General features: G+C 68.7%; 21 protein-coding genes. 8 read left to right on the top strand and 13 right to left on the bottom strand.

Features of this window, described 5'->3' with window-relative positions:
* Positions 1-20: 20 nt before the first annotated feature.
* Complete coding sequence (locus AC3ANJ_RS00285) at positions 21-320, top strand: Dabb family protein (RefSeq protein WP_488317681.1); 300 nt, start codon at positions 21-23, stop codon at positions 318-320.
* Positions 321-356: 36 nt separating this feature from the next.
* Here the strand turns inward: AC3ANJ_RS00285 and AC3ANJ_RS00280 are convergent, their stop codons facing one another.
* Positions 357-1,304, bottom strand: a complete 948-nt coding sequence (locus tag AC3ANJ_RS00280; RefSeq protein WP_488317680.1) for an alpha/beta hydrolase — start codon at positions 1,302-1,304, stop codon at positions 357-359.
* Positions 1,305-1,339: 35 nt separating this feature from the next.
* The gene (gene dnaB, locus AC3ANJ_RS00275) at positions 1,340-2,740 is read right to left on the bottom strand and encodes a replicative DNA helicase (RefSeq protein ID WP_406247931.1); all 1,401 of its coding nucleotides are present in this window, start codon (positions 2,738-2,740) and stop codon (positions 1,340-1,342) included.
* Between the two features lie 505 nt (positions 2,741-3,245).
* Between dnaB and AC3ANJ_RS00270 the strand changes: the two genes are divergently transcribed.
* Complete coding sequence (locus AC3ANJ_RS00270) at positions 3,246-4,541, top strand: hypothetical protein (RefSeq protein ID WP_488317679.1); 1,296 nt, start codon at positions 3,246-3,248, stop codon at positions 4,539-4,541.
* Positions 4,542-5,079: 538 nt separating this feature from the next.
* Complete coding sequence (locus tag AC3ANJ_RS00265; RefSeq protein ID WP_488317678.1) at positions 5,080-6,030, top strand: DNA topoisomerase IB; 951 nt, start codon at positions 5,080-5,082, stop codon at positions 6,028-6,030.
* A gap of 71 nt (positions 6,031-6,101) precedes the next feature.
* On the opposite strand, the gene rplI is transcribed toward AC3ANJ_RS00265, so the two are convergent.
* From rplI to AC3ANJ_RS00220, 9 genes are all read right to left on the bottom strand, one after another.
* The gene (rplI, locus tag AC3ANJ_RS00260; protein ID WP_406247937.1) at positions 6,102-6,554 is read right to left on the bottom strand and encodes a 50S ribosomal protein L9; all 453 of its coding nucleotides are present in this window, start codon (positions 6,552-6,554) and stop codon (positions 6,102-6,104) included.
* A gap of 11 nt (positions 6,555-6,565) precedes the next feature.
* Positions 6,566-6,820 carry a 30S ribosomal protein S18 gene (rpsR, locus tag AC3ANJ_RS00255; protein ID WP_071641238.1) on the bottom strand — a complete coding sequence of 85 codons (255 nt, stop codon included), beginning with the start codon at positions 6,818-6,820 and terminating at the stop codon, positions 6,566-6,568.
* Positions 6,821-6,846: 26 nt separating this feature from the next.
* On the bottom strand, positions 6,847-7,356 hold the full coding sequence (locus AC3ANJ_RS00250; RefSeq protein ID WP_406247939.1) for a single-stranded DNA-binding protein: 510 nt from the start codon (positions 7,354-7,356) through the stop codon (positions 6,847-6,849).
* A gap of 5 nt (positions 7,357-7,361) precedes the next feature.
* A complete protein-coding gene (rpsF, locus tag AC3ANJ_RS00245; protein WP_406247941.1) occupies positions 7,362-7,727 on the bottom strand; it encodes a 30S ribosomal protein S6 in 366 nt (121 codons plus the stop codon).
* A 152-nt stretch (positions 7,728-7,879) separates the two neighbouring features.
* Complete coding sequence (locus AC3ANJ_RS00240; RefSeq protein WP_488317677.1) at positions 7,880-9,340, bottom strand: DUF6716 putative glycosyltransferase; 1,461 nt, start codon at positions 9,338-9,340, stop codon at positions 7,880-7,882.
* Positions 9,337-10,209, bottom strand: a complete 873-nt coding sequence (locus AC3ANJ_RS00235; RefSeq protein WP_488317676.1) for an N-acetylneuraminate synthase family protein — start codon at positions 10,207-10,209, stop codon at positions 9,337-9,339. Before AC3ANJ_RS00235 ends, AC3ANJ_RS00240 begins: the two co-directional genes overlap by 4 nt.
* Before the next feature lie 84 nt (positions 10,210-10,293).
* A complete protein-coding gene (locus tag AC3ANJ_RS00230; RefSeq protein ID WP_488317675.1) occupies positions 10,294-11,445 on the bottom strand; it encodes a cytidylyltransferase domain-containing protein in 1,152 nt (383 codons plus the stop codon).
* Positions 11,442-12,791, bottom strand: coding sequence for a polysialyltransferase family glycosyltransferase (locus tag AC3ANJ_RS00225; protein WP_488317674.1), 1,350 nt, complete (start codon positions 12,789-12,791; stop codon positions 11,442-11,444). Before AC3ANJ_RS00225 ends, AC3ANJ_RS00230 begins: the two co-directional genes overlap by 4 nt.
* Positions 12,788-13,768, bottom strand: coding sequence for a glycosyltransferase family 2 protein (locus AC3ANJ_RS00220; protein ID WP_488317673.1), 981 nt, complete (start codon positions 13,766-13,768; stop codon positions 12,788-12,790). Before AC3ANJ_RS00220 ends, AC3ANJ_RS00225 begins: the two co-directional genes overlap by 4 nt.
* Before the next feature lie 87 nt (positions 13,769-13,855).
* Here AC3ANJ_RS00220 and AC3ANJ_RS00215 point away from each other — a divergent pair, with 87 nt between their 5' ends.
* Together AC3ANJ_RS00215 and AC3ANJ_RS00210 are read left to right on the top strand one after the other, a co-directional pair.
* Positions 13,856-14,809 carry a hypothetical protein gene (locus AC3ANJ_RS00215; protein ID WP_488317672.1) on the top strand — a complete coding sequence of 318 codons (954 nt, stop codon included), beginning with the start codon at positions 13,856-13,858 and terminating at the stop codon, positions 14,807-14,809.
* Positions 14,806-15,930, top strand: a complete 1,125-nt coding sequence (locus AC3ANJ_RS00210; protein ID WP_488317671.1) for a hypothetical protein — start codon at positions 14,806-14,808, stop codon at positions 15,928-15,930. The genes AC3ANJ_RS00215 and AC3ANJ_RS00210 overlap by 4 nt, the downstream gene beginning before the upstream one ends.
* Here the strand turns inward: AC3ANJ_RS00210 and AC3ANJ_RS00205 are convergent.
* On the bottom strand, positions 15,905-16,750 hold the full coding sequence (locus tag AC3ANJ_RS00205; RefSeq protein WP_488317670.1) for a tyrosine-protein phosphatase: 846 nt from the start codon (positions 16,748-16,750) through the stop codon (positions 15,905-15,907). The two genes, AC3ANJ_RS00210 and AC3ANJ_RS00205, sit on opposite strands and share 26 nt — an antisense overlap.
* A gap of 34 nt (positions 16,751-16,784) precedes the next feature.
* Complete coding sequence (locus tag AC3ANJ_RS00200) at positions 16,785-17,249, bottom strand: DUF2231 domain-containing protein (RefSeq protein WP_488317669.1); 465 nt, start codon at positions 17,247-17,249, stop codon at positions 16,785-16,787.
* 83 nt (positions 17,250-17,332) lie between these two features.
* Here AC3ANJ_RS00200 and AC3ANJ_RS00195 point away from each other — a divergent pair, with 83 nt between their 5' ends.
* The 3 genes from AC3ANJ_RS00195 to AC3ANJ_RS00185 all read left to right on the top strand — a co-directional run bounded on the left by AC3ANJ_RS00195 (position 17,333) and on the right by AC3ANJ_RS00185 (position 19,123).
* Entirely contained in the window at positions 17,333-17,836 is a 504-nt protein-coding gene (locus AC3ANJ_RS00195; protein WP_488317668.1) for a sigma-70 family RNA polymerase sigma factor, read from the top strand.
* Entirely contained in the window at positions 17,833-18,528 is a 696-nt protein-coding gene (locus AC3ANJ_RS00190; RefSeq protein WP_488317667.1) for a zf-HC2 domain-containing protein, read from the top strand. The genes AC3ANJ_RS00195 and AC3ANJ_RS00190 overlap by 4 nt, the downstream gene beginning before the upstream one ends.
* An 82-nt stretch (positions 18,529-18,610) precedes the next feature.
* Positions 18,611-19,123: a COG4315 family predicted lipoprotein gene (locus AC3ANJ_RS00185; protein WP_488317666.1), complete on the top strand. Its 513-nt coding sequence runs from the start codon at positions 18,611-18,613 to the stop codon at positions 19,121-19,123.
* Positions 19,124-19,215 lie beyond the last annotated feature (92 nt).

The raw sequence follows: 19,215 nt of genomic DNA, 5'->3' as shown, positions 1-19,215 counted from the left end.
AGTGATGCCAGGATGAATCCATGCCGCGCATTCAGCACACCGTGACCTTCCGCCTCTTCCACCCGGCAGGGTCTCCGGCCGAAGCGGGTTTCCTCAGCGATGCGCACACGACGCTGAGCTCCATCCCGGGCGTGGAGGACTTCCGCATCCATGCGCAGATCAGCCCGAAGAGCGACCTCACCTTCCAGTTCTCGATGGTCTTCGCAGACGAGGGCGCGTACGCGGCTTACGACCAGCATCCGGCGCACGTCGCATTCGTGGCAGAGCGGTGGGTGCCGGAGGTCGCGGCGTTCCAGGAATTCGACTACGTCGCCGTGTGACGTAGCGCAGGAGGGGTCGTCGTCTCGGACCCGCGCTCAGCGCCGCTCGTTGTGAGCCGCCTGAACTTGGCCCAGAGCGCGCTCCAGCCACGCGCGCGCCCTGCCCATGAGCGCGTTCGCAGGCTGGGTGTCCCGCGCCCAGTTCTCGAAGCCGTGCGGCGCGCCGGGAACGATGTCGAACTCGACATCGACGCCGGCTTTCTGCAGGCGACGGGCATAGTCCTCGTCCTCAGCGAAGAAGAGCTCGATGTCGCCGACGGCGATGTAGGCCGTCGGGAGGCCGGTCAGATCGGTTCGCCGGGCGGCAGCCGCGTACGGCGGAAGATCCTGCGCGCCGATGGCCTCGCCGATGTATCCGCTCCAGCCGACCCTGTTCGCACGGTTGTTCCAGATCCAATGATCGATCTCATCGAGCGACCGATCGGCGGCCGTGCGATCGTCGAGCATCGGCGCGAACAGCCACTGCGCCACCGGCTGCACTCCATCTTCGTCGTGCAGCCTCTGTACCAGCGCCGCCGCCAGTCCGCCGCCGGCGCTCTCGCCGCCGATGGCGAGTCGCGAGGGATCGGCGCCGAGACTCCGAGCGTGTTCGCAGAGCCACACCCATGCCGCGTGGACGTCGTCGATCGCAGCAGGGAACGGATGGTCAGGCGCGAAGCGGTAGTTCGCGGAGACGATCGGGATGCCGAGTTCGCGGGCCGTCTCGCCGCAGAGCACTTCGTCCTGACGCGCGTCGCCGAACAGCAGTCCTCCACCGTGAATCCACAACAGAGCGCCGCCGCCACCGCTGGTCTCCGGCCGATAAATGCGGAGTCGGACGCTTCCGATCGTGACGTTCGATACCGTGACGCCGTCGATCCGAGACACCGGCATGATGCGCGTGGCCAGCCGCATGACTGTGCGCATCCACGCTTTCGAGGGGTCTGTCGACGGCAGCTTCAGCGTCGCCTTCCGCAGTGCGGGATCGACTCTTTCGATATCCATGACCGGCCCTCCGTTCTGCGACCGGCCGTCAACGACTAATGGAAGTCGCCGCCGGGGCCGCCGCCACCACCGAAGTCACCCGGAGCCATGTCCGCGAAGCGCGAGTAGTGGCCTTGGAAGGCGACTTGGATCGTCGCGGTCGGGCCGTTACGGTGCTTGGCCACGATCAGGTCGGCCTCGCCGGGGCGGACGTCCTTGTCGTAGACGGAGTCGCGGTGCAGCAGGATCACCATGTCGGCATCCTGCTCGATCGAGCCGGACTCTCGGAGGTCGCTGATCGCCGGCTTCTTGTCCTGGCGCTGCTCGGGTCCACGGTTCAGCTGCGACAGCGCGATCACCGGCACCTGGAGCTCCTTGGCGATGAGCTTGAGGCTTCGCGAGAACTCGGACACCTCCTGCTGACGCGACTCGACGCGCTTGCCGCTCGTCATCAGCTGCAGATAGTCGATGATGACCATCCGCAGTCCTTCGCGCTGCTTGAGGCGACGGCACTTCGCACGGATCTCGACGAGCGTCATGTTCGGGCTGTCGTCGATGTACAGCGGCGCATCGTTGATGCGGCCGCGCGTGGCGGCGACGGTGGTCCAGTCGCGCGGGTCGAGTGTTCCCTTGCGCATGCTCTGCAGCGGGATCTGCCCTTCGGCGCTGAGCAGACGCATCGCGATCTCGCTCTTGCCCATCTCGAGGGAGAAGAAGATCGACGGGATGTTGTGACCGATCGACGCGGAGCGTGCGAAGTCCAGAGCCAGCGTCGACTTGCCCATGGCAGGTCGTGCGGCGACGACGATCATCTGTCCGCCGTGCAGGCCGTTGGTGAGCTCGTCCAGCTCTTTGAAGCCGGTCGGGATGCCGGTCATCGATCCGTCGCGGCCGCTCGCGGCCTCGATCTCTTCGAGTGCGGCATCCACCGCGACGGTCAGCGGGACATAGTCCTCCGCCGTCTCGGTACCGGTGACCGAGTAGATCTCGGCCTGCGCGTTGTTTACCAGATCGGTCGCATCACCCTGTCCGTCGTACCCGAGCTGAACGATCCGGGTGCCGGCGTCGACGAGCCGGCGCAGGATCGCGCGCTCCGACACGATGCCCGCGTAGTAGCCGGCGTTCGCCGCGGTCGGCACGATCGAGGTCAGGGTGTGCAGATAGTCGGCACCACCGGCGCGCCCGAGCTCGCCGGTCTTGATCAGTTCGTCGGTGACGGCGACGACGTCCGTCGGCTCCCCGTGCGAGTACAGCGAGAGGATCGCCTCGAAGATGAGCTCGTGCTTGGGGATGTAGAAATCGGCGCCCCTGAGGGTCTCGATGACGTCGGCCACGGCATCCTTCGACAGCAGCATGCCGCCGAGCGCGCTCTGCTCTGCGAGCAGGTCGTGAGGCGGGGTGCGCTCCGGGGTGCGCCGCCCACCGAGTCGCTCCTCCGAGATGTCAGCGATCGACACAGGGCTCCTTTCGGTGCAGTGAACGGGGCGGGCCGGAAAGCCGGCAGCTGCGACGACATCCGCAGCCGAACACAGCGAACCACGGACCTCAGACATCTCGTCGCTCGATAACGCTAGGAGCGACGTTCTCCACATGCAACACGGCCTGTGGATAACTCTGTGGAGAGGTTGCGGACAACGCCGGAGTGTCTGTGTACAACGGTTGTGGATAAGCCTGTGAAACACAGTTTCATGCAGCGAATTAATCCTTGTTGACCTGCGGTTACCTGATTCCCCAGGCTGTGGATGGAATTCAGTTTCAACGACGGCTTTAAGGTTGCCTCCGACAAACCCACATGTGCACAACTTGGGGAAAGTCAAGTCCAAGTCCGGTCGGGCGCGTCACCGGGCGACACGCCGCGAAACTCGCCGCCGCACCCTCTGGACACGTGTCTGTCGCCGGGAGTAACCTCAGCGGATCGGTGCAGCGTGCGTCGACAGCGTTCCTTCGGAGGGGGAGGCGAACGTGACCCCCACAGCAGTTCGACACCGCGTCTCGCACGGTGTCCTCTGGGGTGCGTTCGGTGTCCTCGCCTGGGCGGGGATCACCCTCCTGACGGGAACAGGGACGGCCCACGCCGCTGACGACGGTTCGGAAGCGGCTGGGGCGTCAGTGATCAGCGAAGTGACGGACACCGTGGGCGACGTCACGGCTCCGGTGGCCGAGGTCGTCGCGCCTGTGACGGATGCCGTCGAGGAGGTCGTTCAGCCCGTTGTCGAACCGGTGGCGACGGAGGTCGTTCAACCCGTCGTCGAACCGGTCGTGACGGAGGTCGTTCAACCCGTCGTCGAACCGGTCGTGACAGAGGTCGTTCAACCCGTCGTCGAACCGGTCGTGACAGAGGTCGTTCAACCCGTCGTCGAACCGGTCGTGACAGAGGTCGTTCAACCCGTCGTCGAAGACGTCGTAGAGCCCGTCGTCGAACCGATCGTGACGGGAGTCGTGGAGCCGGTCGTCGAAGATGTCGTGACCCCGATCGTGGATGACGTCGTCGAACCCGTCGTCACGCCCATCGTCGAAGACATCGTGCAGCCGATCGTCACACCCATCGTGGACGACGTGGTCCAGCCCGTCGTCGACCCGATCGTTGACGAAGTGGCCCAGCCCATCGTGGATGAGGTCGTAGGCCCCATCGTCGACCCGATCGTTGACGAGGTGATCCAGCCCATCATCGACCCGATCGTGACGCCGATCGTCGAAGACGTCGTACTGCCGATCGTCGCACCGATCGTCCCCACCACCCCGGTCGACGGCGACGTCCCCGACGTGATCAACCCGACAGCACCGACCATCCCGGTCATCACGCCCACGACACCCGACGTCTCGCCGACGGCTCCCGTCGTCCGCGTGACGCCGCCCACCGGCGACGATTCCGCACCCGTCGACTCGGCGCCCGTCGACTCGGCGCCCGTCGCCGCACCGGTCGCGCAGGCGGCGCTCGCGGCATCCGAACCCGACTCCGCCCGATCCGGGGCAGACGCGTGGTCCGCGTCGGCCGCGGGCTCCTCGGCAGCCTCACCGTCACCGCTCGGCCCGATCGGCGATGCCGGCGCACCGGCATCCGACGATCCGGCGGCGCCGCTGGGTTCGTCGACGTCTCCGACTTCCTCCGCCGGTCACGGTGGAGGCTCCTCCAGCGACAGTGCTCGCCTCGGCGACGCCTCCGACCGCCCGCTCCACGGCTGGATGCGGGCCCACAGCGATCCGGACGACGATCTGCCGTCGTCAGCGGTCGCCGGCACCGACGTCTCTCCTGACTGATCGGTGATCGCGCCGTCCCTCGCGGACGGTCATGCGGTGCTGCGCGCACACCCCCGATTGCGCGCGCCATCCAGATCACTCATCGCTTCAGGAGCTGAATCATGCGCTGTCTCACCCCGCACTCTCTGAGCGCCCCCGAAACCTCCCAGGCCGGGGCCTCCGCCGTCGTATCCCAACAGGAGGCTCCCCAGGTCTCCACTCCGAGCCCGGCTCCCCAGGCCGACACGGCTCCGACGGCGGAGGATCCCCTCACCCACGCGCGCCGAATGGCGTAGCGCACAACCCCGGACCGGGATCGACGCCCTCGGGGGAGGAGTCGTTCGGTCCCCGTCCGGTCCGTGCGCACGGCGCGGAGCCGGGAACCCTCCCGCGCTCTTTCACGCTGCCGGTTCTCGGCACCGTCGCGCCAGCGCACGTGAGAAGGCGGATGCCCCGAGTTCGTCCCTCGGGGCATCCGTCGCGCCCACCGCACGTCCCTCCCGCAACCCCCTTGACGCTCGACCGACGCATCCGGTCTGCTGTCACGGAGGAGGTGGTCATGCCGCGCATCCGTCGCGTCGATCCGGCATCCGTGCCCGGCATCCGCAGGGTCCGCTCGCGCGGACGCTTCCGGTATCGCAACCCGGACGGCACCGCCGTCGGAAGCGCCGATCGGGAGCGCATCTCCGCCCTGGCCATCCCACCGGCCTGGACCGGAGTCTGGATCAGTCCGGACCCGGACGGGCACGTGCAGGCGGTCGGAACGGATGCCGCGGGCCGACGTCAGTACATCTATCACCCGCACTGGCGGACCCGCCGCGACGGCGAGAAGTTCGAGCGGGCGCTGCGGCTCGCAGGCGCGTTGCCCTCGTTACGGGCCCAGGCCACGCGCGCCCTGCGCGGCGCCGATGAACGCGCACGCGTGCTCGCGGTGGCCTTCCGCCTGCTCGATCGCACCGCGATCCGGGTCGGATCTCCCGGCTACCTGCGCCGCTACGGCAGCCGAGGACTGACCACGCTGCGGTGGGCGGACATCGCCTGGAGCGAAGCGACCATCACGCTGTCCTTCCGCGGCAAGATGAACCTCGTCCACACGATCGAGTTCGACGACGAGGACGTCATCGCCTGGATCACCTCCCATCCGGCGCACCCGCCGCGGGCGTTCCTGCTGCGCTACGGCGACGGGCGCCGCCGACGCGCGATCGGCCCCGGCGACGTGAACGCCTTTCTGGCCGAGTGCGCCGGCGAGCCGTTCACGGCGAAGGACTTCCGCACGCTCCGCGGCACGACGACGGCCGCGCTGATCCTCGCCGGGCACGCCGAAGAGGATGCCGAGGCCCGCGAGCGCGCCGCCATCGACGCCGTCGCGGCCGCGCTGGGGAACACGAGAGCCGTCGCCAGAGCGAGCTACATCGATCCGCGCGTGCTCGCCGCGGCCCGGAAGGGACGGTTCGTCGACCGGTCGGCGTCGCCCGAGAACGCCCTGCTGCGGCTGCTCGGCCGTGAGTGAACCCGCGCCGCGAAACGACGGATGCCGCCCTCCCGAAGGAGGACGGCATCCGATCGTTGCGGTGTCGTGCCTTACTTGGCGGCGACGACCTGCAGCGTGATGACAGCGGTCACGTCGTCGTGCAGACGAACCGTGGCCTCGTGCTCACCGGTCGCCTTGATGGCGTTGGTGATGTGCACCTTGCGCTTGTCGATGCTGCCGAGACCCGCGGCCTCGACGGCATCCGCGATGTCGGCGGTCTTGACCGAGCCGAACAGGCGACCGGTCGCGCCGGCCTTGACGGCCAGACGGACCTTGGTGCCCTCGAGCTTGTCCTTGAGCGCCACGGCCTCGTCGCGGTCGTGGATCGCACGCGCCTTGCGGGCAGCCTGGATCTGGTCGACCTGCTTTTCGCCACCACGGGTCCACGCCGTGGCGTAGCCCTGGGGGATGAGGTAGTTACGGGCGTACCCGTTCTTGACCTCGACCACGTCACCGGCGCTTCCGAGCCCGGCGACCTCATTCGTGAGAATCAGCTTTGCCATGTCCGTACCCCTCAGCGGCCAGCGCCGGCGTAGGGCAGGAGAGCCATCTCGCGTGCGTTCTTGATCGCCTTGGCGATCAGACGCTGCTCCTGAACCGAGACACCGGTGATACGACGGGCGCGGATCTTGCCGCGCTCCGAGATGAACTTGCGAAGGGTCGCGACGTCCTTGTAGTCAATGACGCCGACCCGGATCGACTTCGCGGGAGCGGTGGGCTTGCCACCCTTCCGCGGCTTGCGGCGGTCGCCGCTCGACTTTCCAGCCATGGTTTTTCCTTAAATGAAGAGTTTGTTCAGAACGGGGTGTCGTCGCCGAAGCTGCCCGGAGTGCTCCAGGCGTCAGCGCTGGTCGACGAACCGGGTGTGGACCACGGCTCCTCCGACACCTGCTGCTGCTGCGGACGCGACTGCCCGCCACCGGCACCGGCGCCACCGCCGGAAGCCGCACGCGTGACCTGAGCCGTCGCGTAACGCAGCGACGGGCCGATCTCATCGACCTCGAGCTCGATCGCCGTGCGGTTGTTGCCCTCACGGTCCTGGTAGGAACGCTGACGCAGGCGGCCTTGCGCGATGACGCGCATGCCCTTGGTCAGCGAACCGGCCACGTGCTCGGCGAACTCGCGCCAGACGGACGCACGGAGGAACAGCGCTTCGCCGTCCTTCCACTCGTTCGCGGCACGGTCGAAGTTGCGCGGCGTCGATGCGATGGTGAAGTTCGCCACCGGCAGCCCGTTCTGCGTGTAACGCAGTTCGGGGTCGGCCGTGAGGTTTCCCACCACGGTGATGACGGTTTCGCCGGCCATGGGACTTAGGCCTTCGCAGCCTTGGACTTGCGAGCGGCCTTCTCCTCGGAGCGCTTCGCCTCCGCGGCGACCATCGCCTGAGCCTCTTCAGCACGCAGCACCTTGGTGCGCATGATCTGCTCGTTGAGGCCGAGCTGACGGTCCAGCTCCTGAGTGGTCTCGCTGGTCGCGGTGAAGTTCACGACGGCGTAGATGCCTTCGGTCTTCTTCTGGATCTCGTAGGCCAGACGGCGCTTACCCCAGATGTCGACCTTGTCCACAGTGCCACCATCGTTGGTGATGACCTTGAGGAACTTGTCCAGTGTCGGGGCGACCTGGCGCTCGTCGATCTCGGGGGTCAGAATGACCATGAGTTCGTACTGGTGCGTCACTTACCCACCTCCTTCGGACTAGAACGGCTTCCAGGGATTTCCTGGAAGCAGGAGGGTGTGTGCACGTGTCCGCCCTGGCATCCCGAACGGATGCCGGTAGGCGGACAACCGTGACAGTCTAGCGGAGTTCCGGGCGTGTCGCGAACGCGAGGTCAGCGGCGCAGCGAGTCCACGTGCGGGGCCGGCTCGAGCGTGAAGTCGGTTCCGGTCTCGGACCACGTGTCGGCCGACGCGCGACGACGCGACAGGATGCTGCGCACGAGCGGCGCCCCGACAGCCAGCGCGACGGCGCCGGTGAGACTGCGATCGGTCGATCCGAGCACGCTCTTACGGTGCCAGGCCGCGTGCAGCGCGCCGCTGCGCGGCCGCGGAACCGGCCGCGGAGCGAGCGCTCCGGCTCTGCGCTGCGCGATCAGCTTCTCGACGTCCGCCCACCATCCCGAGTCGGGTGCCGGGTGGAAGTAGTTGTCCCACATCCAGCCGGGGTGCGGATGCCGGAACTGCCGTCGCACCACTTCTTCACCGCCGCCGAGCAGTCCGCTGCCGATGAACACGGTGTTCAGCAGCGACTTGCGCACCCCGAAGGTGTCGAGGGCGATGACCGGGACACCAGCGGCGAGCGCCTCGATCGCCGCGGTCGAACTCACCGTCACCAGGCCCTCGGCCCGCTCGAGCGCCCTCGCCATGGGCTCGTACGAGAAGACGAGATTGCTCGGGCGCGAGCGGAACAGGTCGGCGTAGGCGTCCCGCTCGAGATGCGTCTCCGCCTCGCCGTCGCGCGAACGCAGTTTCACGACGACGCGACGACGCGGGTCGGCCTCGGCCGCGCGGACGAGGATCTCCGCGATCACCGAGCGTTCGTGACGCTCGACCGGGACCATGGCCTGCGCCGCGAAGACGAGGTCCGTGGCCGGCGGCCGCAGTGTCGCTCGAGTTTCGCCGCGCTCCTTCGTCTGCACGGTCGAGGAGGACGCTCCCCCCGCCCCTCCCGCGAGGCCGGCGGAGCCCCACATTCCCGCCGCTCCCCCCGCAAGGACCGCGGAGCCGACCGAGCCGAAACGCGTCCGCGACTGAGAACCCGTTTCGGCTCGCTCCGCTCGCTCAACGAACGAAGTGCGTGTGGCATACGGCAGGGTCGCGAGCCCCAGCGGCACGTCCACATCGATCCGCCGGCCCAGCTCGGCGAACGCGCGCCGCTCCCGGTGCGAGTGCAGCACGACGAGGTCGCAGTGCTTCCGGTACTCCAGCGCGCCGCGCTGCGCAGGGATCGACATCCCCGGCATCCCGCCGACGACCACCGGCCGCCTGTCGAGCCGGTCGATCTGTCCGCCGATCAGGCGCACGAACGCGCCGCGCCCCGCCAGGACCACGGCATCCGGCTGGTGGCCGGCGAGCCACCCTCGGACCTCGTCGAACGAGAGGCGGGTGACCTCGGCATCCGTGAACCCGGTGCCGGCCAGTGCCGTGCGCTCCTGCTCCCGGCTCACGGTCAGGGGCGTGCTCACGATCAGCAGGTGGCGACGGATGCCGTCGACACCCGCCAGCAGCGACGCCGACCACTTGACGAACGAGTCGGCATCGGCGATCGCGACGACGCGCAGGCGGGCGCTCATGCCGGTACGCGACGCAGCTTCGCCATCGGAGCGAGTTCGCCGGGGAACACGCGCTTGATGCCGTCGCCGAGCGCCGTCTCGATCACGCGGATGTCGCGGACGAGGTGGTCAAGGCCCGTGGGCTCGAGCGACGCCGCGTGGTCCGAGCCCCACATGGTGCGGTCGAGCGTGATGTGACGCTCCACCGCGACGGCGCCGATCGCGACGGCGGCCAGAGAGATCTGCAGGCCGCGCTCGTGGCCGGAGTAGCCGACGGGGATGCCCGGGTACCGGTCGCGCAGCGACGCGATGACCCGGAGGTTGGCCTCTTCGGGCTCCATCGGGTACGTCGAGGTGGCGTGCATGAGCACCACCCGGTCGGTGCCGAGCACCTCGAGCGCCCGGTCGATCTGCTCGAGCGTCGACATGCCGGTGGAGAGGATGACCGGCTTGCCCGTCGCGCGCAGCGCCTCGAGCAGTTCGGTGTCCGTCAGGCTCGCCGACGCCACCTTGTGGGCGACGACGTTGAGGTCCTCGAGGAAGTGCACGCTGGGCACGTCCCACGGGGAGGCGAACCAGTCGAGGCCGAGCATGGTCGCGTGGTCGCCGATCGCGATGTACTCGTCGCGGCCGAACTCGACGCGGCGGCGGTACTCGAGGTAGGTCATGGTGCCCCAGGGCGTCTCGCGCGGCACATCGCGCATGTGCTCAGGCGTCGAGATCTCCGGTGTGCGCTTCTGGAACTTCACCGCGTTCGCGCCGCTGCGGGCTGCGACGTCGATCAGCTGCTTGGCGAGTTCGACGTCGCCGTTATGGTTCAAGCCGATCTCTGCGATCACGTAGACGGGCCTGCCGCCGCCGATCACGTGCGATCCGATGCTTACGGTCATCTCGTCCTCCAGTCGTGGAACCCCGTCTCTCATGGGTACGCCGCGAGTGTGAACGTCACGCGACCTGACGGTTACCGGAGCAGGTCAGCGAGGCAACACCCTTTCGACCAGTTCGCGAACGGCCCCCTGTCCGCCGTTGCGGTTCAGTACGATCCGCGCCTGCTCGCGCACCACGGGATGCGCGTTTCCGACGGCCACGGGCCACCCGACGATCCGCATCGCCTCGAGATCGTTCACGTCGTTGCCGAGATAGGCCACGTCGCCGAGGGCGATGTTCTGCTCGGCCGCCCAGGCCGTGAGCGCCGCCGCCTTGTCATCGATGCCGTGCAGCACCGGAACCTTGAGCTTGTCGGCTCTGGCCCGGACGACGGCGTTGACCTCGGTCGACAGGATCAGCATCGGGATGCCGGCGCGCCGCAGCAGCGAGACGCCCATGCCGTCCTCCCTGCTGACCCGCACGTGCTCGCGTCCCTCGCTGTCGACGAACGCGGTGTCGTCGGTGTGGACGCCGTCGAAGTCCGTCACGATCGCCCGCACATCGATGCGTTCGCCCGACCGGTCGATGAGGTCGGCGACGGCGGAGGCCATCGCGAGCTGCTGGGCGTCGTCGATCTCGACGGCGGTCTGCTCCGGCACTTCGACGATCCCGATCCGGCCGAAGAAGCGATGGCCGGCAACCCGGAAGGCTGCGGCATCGAACGCGTAGAAGGCGCCGGTCTCGAAGTAGTGCGGCTCCCGCTCCTGCCGCAGCGGACGATGCGACGCGTCGTGGTTGATGGCCTCGGCAGCTCCGTCCTCGTCGCGACGCCACAGGAACCCGTAGGTCTCGTGCGCCGAGAAGGCGCTGTCGAAGCGCCCGCTGCCGATCAGTTCGATCGCCTCGTCGATCCCCGACGTCGGGATGAACGGCGACGTGGCCTGCACGAAGACGACGGTGCCGACCTGGACGCCGGTGCGTTCGAGCTCGTCCAGGGCATGCAGGACCGCGCTCTCGGACGACGCCTTGTCGCCCGAGAGCTCCGCGGGGCGGGCGATGACGCGCGCGCCGGCGGCGATCGCCACCGCCGCGATCTCTGCGTCGTCCGTCGATACGACCACGAGGTCGACGCCGGATGCCGCGGTCGCCGCACGGACAGCGCGCTCGACGAGCGGCACCCCGCCGACTCGTCGCAGGTTCTTACGGGGCACCTGCTTGGATCCGCCCCTGGCGGGGATAATCGCCACTGTCTGGGTCATCGTCCTGCAACCGCCTTCCATGCTCGCGCGGCGCGCCGTCCGGCGCCCGCGACCGTGAGTCGCACCTCTTCGATGCGCCCGACGCCGCCCTGCGAACGCATCACCCGCCGCAGGATGCGCTCGGGCGGGGCACCGGGGAGGCCAAGGGCGATGCGTCGATCGGCCGCGAAGTAGCGGTCGCGCTCCCCGGCATCCAGCTCCTCCAGCAGCCGTTCGGCGTGCGGCCGCAGGTGCGCGGCGATGCGCGGTTGCATGGCGTAGCCGACGGCATCGACGAGCAGCTGCAGCCGCTCCGGATCCCGGTACGGCGAGTCCTCGCGGGTCAGCGCATCGACGATCGTCGCCGGTACCCGGTTGCTGTTCTCGTACGGGGTCAGGCGCGCCAGCACCGTCTCGAGTCCGGCGGAGGCGATGGGTCTGTCGTACAGCGTGCGAACCGTCGGCAGGGCCGTCGAGAATCCGGCGACGACGACCGCGGCATCCAGTCGTTCGGCGACGAGTTCGGCCGGCGTCGGACCGCGGTACTCGACGAAGGTGACGCCGTGCCGGAGTGCGCGCTGCCGGAGTGCCGATGTGACCGCCGGTGGTGCAGACGGATGCGGCTTGAAGACGATCCGCGCCGGTTCCGCTGCGATCGCGCGGTCGATCATCTGCTGCTGCATCGCGATCTCCTCGTCCGGCTCGACGAGGCCGAGTGCGGCGAGGTACTGGCCGAGCACGAGTGCGGTGCGCGTGCCGTCGGCGAGGACTTCGAGTTCGGGATCATGCACGACCGTCTCGGCGAGCGCGGTGCGGAACGCGGCGGCCGGCACCGGCATCCGCTCCGCTCCTGCCTCCGCGAACACGAGCGGTGCGACACCAGGCACGACATCGGCATGGACGACGCGACCCACGCGCTCGGTCACCGTCCGTCCGAGATCGACCCGGATCGGCGAGTACGTCATCAGGCCGTCGCCGATGATCGTGATCCGCGCATCGGGGAACAGCGACAGCAGCGTCTTCGCCGGCGCGACCTGCGGGCTCTGCACGCACAGTTCGAGGTCGTCGTCGAGATCCCAGACACGGGTGAGCAGCCGGCGCAGGATCGGCAGGTCTGGCGCGTGGGGCTTCCAGGACGACGGATGCCGCGGCGACAGCAGTTCGTCCAGGGATTCGGACCGCGCGAATCGCGCCCGCAGCGACTCGAGGCTCGGCAGCGCGTCGATGCCAGGACTCGTCTCGGGGATTCGGGCGGTGTTGACGGGCAGCAGCACGTTCTCGTGCGCGCCGTCGAAGATCCCGGCGTCGAGCGCCGCTGTCGCCGTCGCCAGCCCGTATGTGCTGTGCAGCATGAACAGGCGGGTCATGTCGTCCGCTCCGCCTGTCGGAGGCTGCGCGCGAGCACGCGGCGCCGTGGCCCGTCCAGTCTCTGCAACACCGACGCGGCCTGATCCGCCGGCAGGCGCCGGAGCAGTTCCCGGATGCCGCCGCGCATGTCCCGTCGCAGCGCACGTGTCATCCGGCGGGAGCGGACCAGGTGGTGCGAGCTGAGCGCGAGTACTGTCCACACCGCCTTCGGCAGGAAGCGCTCGGCCTCGTCGTCCTGCTCCACCGTGTCGAGCACGGCACCGAGCGCACGCGTGAAGTCGAGCTGCCGGCGATCGCGCACCTGCGTGAGAGAGGTCGGCACGCCTCGGCGGTACAGCAGAGCAGGGGCGTCGACGACAGCGAACGATCGCGCGTGCAGGTGCAGACGCCAGATCCAGGGGCGATCCTCGGCGGTGAACAGGCCGTCGTCGAACACCGCGAGCCCCCGGTCGATGACGCGACGATGGAATATGCCCGCCCAGGCATACGGGTAGTCGACCATAGTCGTGTCGTCCGGCGGGAGGATCGCGTCACGAGGGGAGGCGACCTTCCCCCGCCAGGCATACGGGGCGCGGACGACCGTGCGCTTGGTGCCGGTGACGCGGACATGATCGGTGCGGAGGAAGTCGCAGTCCAGTTCGCGCAGACGATCCGTGAGCACGCGCAGTCGCCCCGGCTGCATCCAGTCGTCGCCGTCGATGAAGCAGAACGCCTCCCCCTCGACGTGGTCGAGGCCCTGGTTGCGAGCGGTCGCCAGTCCCACGGGCTTCGGGTTGATGATGACCTCGGCGTGGGGAAAACGGTCAGCGTACGTGCGCATGATCGCGCCGGTGCCGTCGGACGAACCGTCGTCGATCGCCACGAGCTTCAGCGTCACCGGATCGTCGAACTGGCGCGTCAGAGTCTCCAGTGTCGTGCCGATGTAGGGCGCGGCATCCTTGGCAGGCAGGATGACGGTGACGTGAGGCTTTCGCACGGCGGGCATGGTGACATGCGCGTGTTGCCGGGAGGCGACGGTGCGGTGAACAGACGGTGCTTCAGCTCGGCCGGGTACCGTTGACGCATGGAGTGGGTGGCGGATCCGGAGTCGGCGGGCGCATGGCTGCGGGAGCGGCTGGACGAGAACCTGGGCGTCGTGCCTCACGGGTTCCCGGCCTACGTCCGTGTGCTCCACCCCGCACGGGTGCGTTCGCTGCCCGACCGTGCGGTTCCCGAGATGGAGGACTGGGCGCGGATGCCGGGTGCCGAGCAGCGGCGCCTGATCGAGCTGTTCGAGGATCGTGAGGCGACCTGGGCCGAGACCGCGGCAGCGTTCGGCACCACGCTGCACCCGCTCGCGCAGTGGCAGCGGATCGTCCGCACGCCCGAAGGCGTCGACTGGAATGCCCGCGTCGCGCCGGACGGACGCGAGTTCACCTCCCCCGATGAGGGGCAGTTGGCCCCGACGGACCTCGCGAAGCTGGCCTCGCACCTGATCTCACACACCACGACGCCGGATGCCGGATTCGCCGCGGTCTGGGAGGGCTGGGGCGACATCGTCGGCGCCATGAAGTCCGCACCCTCGCACGCTTTCATCAGCAGCGACCCGAATCACCAGGCGATGCTCGATCAGAGCATCCACGACCGGTTCAACAACCCGTTCGCGAAGCCGACGTGGCACCCCGGCATCCTGTCGGACGAGATCTCGAAGGGACCGCGACTCGAACTGCCCGGTCGCGACCATGTCCTGTTCTCCGCCGCCCCGGCTGTCTTCGCCGACCCGGAGTGGATCCTCGACGCACCGTGGCGCGACCGCCCCCTCGAGGAGCGCGGCTTCGAGCCTCGCGCCGAGCACCCCAGCATCCTGTGGCCGGAGGATCGAGCCTGGGTGATGGTGAGCGAGATCGACTTCGACTCGACCGTCGTCGCGGGATCCGCAGAGCTGATCGCCGCGATCTGCGCGGACGCGCGGCTCGAGGCGCTGCCGATCCCGGACGGTGCTGACCTCTCCTGGACGGGAGACGAGGTCAACCCGTGAGCACTCCGCATCCCGCCGTCGCCTTCGACGCGCGCCCGCTCACCGAACCAGTGGATCCGAAGGCCGTGAGCGCCTTCGTGGCCGAGATGAGAGCCCGACGATCCGGCAGCGGCATGACCGCGGGCACCGTCATCGGGATCGTCATCGGCATCCTGTGCCTGGTGATCGGACTGCCGATCCTCGTCACGATGTTCGCCCTCTTGTCATCGCAGGGATTCTCCAGTCCGGCGATGATCCCGTTCGCGATCTTCGGCATCCTCGTGGTCGGAATCGGCGTGGGTGCCTTCTTCAGCCACCGCAAGAAGCGCGTCAGGCGGTACCGACTGAGCCGATTCGCCGCCGCGAACAACATGACCTATGAGGATCAGGTGGACAGCCCTGGGCTCCCGGGGATGATCTTCCAGTTCGGCAACTCGCGCCGCTCGAGCATGCTCGTGCGCGGGCACAGTCCCCGCTTCGTCGAGTTCGGCAACTATCAGTACACGGTCAAGCACGGCAAGAGCTCGACGACGTACCACTGGGGGTACGTCGCGGTGAAGCTGGACGTTCCGCTGCCGAACATCGTCCTGGATGCCGTGGGCAACAACGGGTTCGGATCGAACCTCCCCGCCTCCTTCGACAAGGACCAGCACCTCTCGCTCGAGGGCGACTTCGACCGGTACTTCACGCTGTACTGCCCGCAGGGCTACGAACAGGACGCCCTGTACCTGTTCACGCCCGACATCATGGCCCGCTTCATCGACAACGCCGCCCAACTGGACGTCGAGATCGTCGACGACTGGCTGTTCCTGTACACGCAGCGCCAGGCCTCGACCCTCGACCCGGCGACCTGGGCGTGGCTGTTCGGCAGCGTCGGCGCGCTGATCACGAAGTTCGACCAATGGGCGCGATGGCGCGACGAGCGGCTGCACGCGGAGCATCGTGCGGCCGCAGCAACGGCGGCGGTCCCGGCATCCGGCGCCGCAGTCGACAGCCTGCCCTTCGTCCCGCCGGTCGGGTTGGTCACACCGCCGCCGGGCGTCGCACCGTCCGGGCGGCGCCTCAAGCACCGCAAGCGCTGGATGTGGATCGTCGTCGTGGTCGCAGTCATCGGGATCAACATCTGGATGCGGATGTTCTGAGCGGCTCCTCGGCCACAACCGTCAGGATGCCGACGAGCTCACCGATCTCGGCATCCGTCATCCCGTGAGCGCGCAGATAGCCGGCGGCACCGCCGTACTCCGTCGAGAGCCGATCGAGGACAGCCTCCATGGCCTCCGCCGGCGCCTCGGTCGCGAGGATGCGGAGCTTCGGAGTGAGCGGAACGCCCATGCTCGTGATGAGACCGGTGAGCGACTCGGCGAACGCGCCAGCGAGATTCTGCCCGGTCAGCGTGTAATCGGCGACGACGTCCGCACGGCTCGCGCCGGCGAGCTGCAGCAGCAGGGCCGCGGCGACACCGGTGCGATCCTTCCCTGCCGTGCAGTGGAACAGCACGCCGGGTCGATCCGTGCCGGCCGCAGCGATCACGGCCCGCCCTATCGCAACGAACTGCGCGGCACCGTCCTTCAGCATCCCGAGATAGAGCTCCTCGAGCGTGGGCACCGCCTCCAGCATGCGGGCGACGTCGTCCTCGCTCGGACGCGTGCCGTCGCCGCCGGGGAGCATCCGACGAACCATCTCGTCCATCGCACCGCCGAGGATCGGCAATGCGAGCAGCTGTACGCTCCCGTCCTGCGGCAGCACGTCGGCCGATCGCGCGCGTTCGGCATCCGTGCGCAGATCGATCACCGTGCCGATGCCGAGATCGGCGAATGCGCCGATGCCTGCGGCCGTGAGTCCGCCGAGCGCATCCGAGCGGTAGAGGATGCCCGAGCGCACAGTGCCTCCGGACTCAGATGCCATGCCTCCGATGCCGCGCGCGTTGTGGGTGACCTGCAGGACGGTGGTGAGATCGCTCATGCGGCCAGGCTATCGGCGCACGCGGGGCGGGGGCTCACCCCCACACGGCCCGCGCCCCGGCCTCGCCGATGAGCACCACCATCACGGTGCTGCCCACCGCCACCGCGACGGCGAGCACGGCGAGGATCGCCGTCACCACGGCATCCGATCGCCGAGGATCCGACCGCTCGGGACGGAATCGGTGCCAGGCCCACTGCGCCGCCGAGACGACGAAGAGTGCGATCGTCCACGGCAGCAGCATCCGGCCGAGATCGGCGTGCTCGGCGACACCAGGCAGCGGACCGACCGTCTCCATCAGCGAATCCCCGGCCACGACGGTGATCGGGGTGAGCGCGAGGACGACCAGCGCCGCGACAGGCGTGACGACGCCCAGCCGTCGCCGCGCCGCGGGGAGGAACGTGCCGAGCACCAGCGCGAGCGCCGTCAGCGGAAGCAGCACCACGAGCGCATGCACGATGAGAGGATGAAGCGGAAGTCCAGCGATCTCGAACGTGTCCATGCGGGGAACACGAGACGATCGCGTCTCCGGTTCATCTGAACCTCGCGGACGCCGGCCTCGTGTCCCTGGTGAGGAGGTGACCGATGCCCGACGACGCGTCTCGCCTCGGTGCGCTCTATGACGCGCATGCGGCATCGGTCCGGCGATACGCCGTGCACCTCACGGGAGACAGCTCGGCAGCCGACGATGTCGTCCAGGAGACGCTGCTGCGCGCCTGGCGCACGCCGCGCATCCTCGCTGAGGATCCGGCGGCCACCCGGTCGTGGATGTACACCGTCGCCCGGCACCTCGTGGTCGACGAGGCCAGAAGCGCGCGTCGGCGCCGCGAGATCACGATGGCGGAGACGCCCGAGACGGCGGTGCAGGATGCCGCGGATGCCGTGCTCGACGCCATGCTCATCGAGGAGGCGCTGGCCGGCCTCAGTCGCGCCCACCGCGATGTCGTGGTGCGCGCGTACTACCTCGGATCGAGCATCGCCGAGATCGCTGAGGAGCTCGCCGTCGCGGAGGGGACTGTCAAGTCCCGCCTGCATTACGGCCTGAAGGCGCTGCGGCTCGCACTGCAGGAGAAGGGAGTGACGCGATGAACGACGAGCATGAGCGCTTCGCGGAATGGGATGCGGCATACGTGCTCGGCGCGCTGAGCCCGGCCGATCGCGCCGCGTTCGAGGCGCACGCGTCCGAGTGCGCGATGTGCCGTGAGGCCCTGGCCGATCTCGCCCCGCTGCCCGGCCTGCTGGCACGAGTCCCGCGAACCGACGCGATCGATCTGCTGTCCGTCGACGAGTCGGCCGAGGCACCCGCGAGCGACCCGGCCCGCGCGCGCATCGTCGAACTGGGCGTAGCCAGGGCGCGCCGCACCCGGCGCACCCGCTGGCTGCTCGCTTCTGCGGCCGCCGCGGCGGTCATCGCCGGTTTCGTCGCAGTGCCGGCCGTCCTCTCACAGCAGGTCGGTCCGGTCGAGACCGTCGCGCTCGAGCTCGTCGAAGACCTGCCGCTGGACGCCTCGGTGCGGATCGAGGATGTCGCGTGGGGGACGCGCCTCTCCTTGACCTGCACTTACGGCGCGGCCGCGGACGCACCCGATGACGGGTGGGAGTACGCGCTCGTCGTCGTCTCGACGTCCGGCACCGAGACCCAGTTGTCGACCTGGCGAGCCTTCCCCGACACGACCGCGCAGGTCGCCGCCGGTACGGCGCTGCGATCGGACGACATCGCGGCGATCGAGCTGCGTGCGCAGTCCGGTGCCGTTCTGATGCGGAACGAACTCGACGACTGAGGCCTGAACTCTTCGGACGCGGATCTCGTGTCCACGGTGACGGGATGCCCATCCCGTTCCCACCGGACGAAGGAGTCACCTCATGAACATCGCACCAGCGGTCCGCCTCGGCGCCGTCGCCCTCATCCTCACGCTCGGACTCGCCGGATGCTCCTCGGGATCGGGCAGCGGCGGTGACCCGTACTCGGGAGACACAGGCGCCGAGCCCAGCGCTCCGGCCGAGGAGCAGACCGAGACCGCCGACGTCGCGCTCATGACGGCGGATTCCTCACTGGGCAGCATCGTCGTGGACGGCGAAGGGATGACGGTCTACATGTTCGACAACGACACCCAGGGCGCCGACGCGAGCACCTGCGAAGGCGAGTGCGCGGACAACTGGCCCGCCGTGGCCGTCGACGGCGAGGCACCCGAAGTCGAGGGCGTCACGGGTGAGGTCGGCACGATCACCGGCGTCGACGGCGAGACGCAGCTGACGCTCAACGGTTGGCCGCTGTATTACTTCGTCGGCGATGCCGCACCCGGAGAGGTCAAGGGCCAGGGCGTCAACGACGTGTGGTGGGTGCTGACACCCGACGGTGAGCGCATGGCGGGCTGAGCACGGGCGAGGGCTTATGACGAAATAGTCCTCGACAGACTCGAAGCGCTTCGATAATGTCGCGAACGGTCGAAGAAGACCGTCCACGAACA

It is taken from the genome of Microbacterium sp. STRO-1N (assembly GCF_057748015.1).
The sequence above is the reverse complement of the archived record's forward strand: the minus strand, read 5'-3'. Positions and strand labels throughout refer to the sequence as shown.

What these genes read in the sequence shown, in the direction of transcription:
- AC3ANJ_RS00285 (WP_488317681.1), top strand. Translation starts at nt 21, where the DNA reads ATGCCGCGCATTCAGCACACCGTGACCTTCCGCCTCTTCCACCCGGCA.
- AC3ANJ_RS00280 (WP_488317680.1), bottom strand. Translation starts at nt 1,304, where the DNA reads ATGGATATCGAAAGAGTCGATCCCGCACTGCGGAAGGCGACGCTGAAG.
- AC3ANJ_RS00265 (WP_488317678.1), top strand. Translation starts at nt 5,080, where the DNA reads ATGCCGCGCATCCGTCGCGTCGATCCGGCATCCGTGCCCGGCATCCGC.
- rplI (WP_406247937.1), bottom strand. Translation starts at nt 6,554, where the DNA reads ATGGCAAAGCTGATTCTCACGAATGAGGTCGCCGGGCTCGGAAGCGCC.
- rpsR (WP_071641238.1), bottom strand. Translation starts at nt 6,820, where the DNA reads ATGGCTGGAAAGTCGAGCGGCGACCGCCGCAAGCCGCGGAAGGGTGGC.
- AC3ANJ_RS00250 (WP_406247939.1), bottom strand. Translation starts at nt 7,356, where the DNA reads ATGGCCGGCGAAACCGTCATCACCGTGGTGGGAAACCTCACGGCCGAC.
- AC3ANJ_RS00240 (WP_488317677.1), bottom strand. Translation starts at nt 9,340, where the DNA reads ATGAGCGCCCGCCTGCGCGTCGTCGCGATCGCCGATGCCGACTCGTTC.
- AC3ANJ_RS00235 (WP_488317676.1), bottom strand. Translation starts at nt 10,209, where the DNA reads ATGACCGTAAGCATCGGATCGCACGTGATCGGCGGCGGCAGGCCCGTC.
- AC3ANJ_RS00230 (WP_488317675.1), bottom strand. Translation starts at nt 11,445, where the DNA reads ATGACCCAGACAGTGGCGATTATCCCCGCCAGGGGCGGATCCAAGCAG.
- AC3ANJ_RS00225 (WP_488317674.1), bottom strand. Translation starts at nt 12,791, where the DNA reads ATGACCCGCCTGTTCATGCTGCACAGCACATACGGGCTGGCGACGGCG.
- AC3ANJ_RS00215 (WP_488317672.1), top strand. Translation starts at nt 13,856, where the DNA reads ATGGAGTGGGTGGCGGATCCGGAGTCGGCGGGCGCATGGCTGCGGGAG.
- AC3ANJ_RS00205 (WP_488317670.1), bottom strand. Translation starts at nt 16,750, where the DNA reads ATGAGCGATCTCACCACCGTCCTGCAGGTCACCCACAACGCGCGCGGC.
- AC3ANJ_RS00200 (WP_488317669.1), bottom strand. Translation starts at nt 17,249, where the DNA reads ATGGACACGTTCGAGATCGCTGGACTTCCGCTTCATCCTCTCATCGTG.
- AC3ANJ_RS00195 (WP_488317668.1), top strand. Translation starts at nt 17,333, where the DNA reads ATGCCCGACGACGCGTCTCGCCTCGGTGCGCTCTATGACGCGCATGCG.
- AC3ANJ_RS00190 (WP_488317667.1), top strand. Translation starts at nt 17,833, where the DNA reads ATGAACGACGAGCATGAGCGCTTCGCGGAATGGGATGCGGCATACGTG.
- AC3ANJ_RS00185 (WP_488317666.1), top strand. Translation starts at nt 18,611, where the DNA reads ATGAACATCGCACCAGCGGTCCGCCTCGGCGCCGTCGCCCTCATCCTC.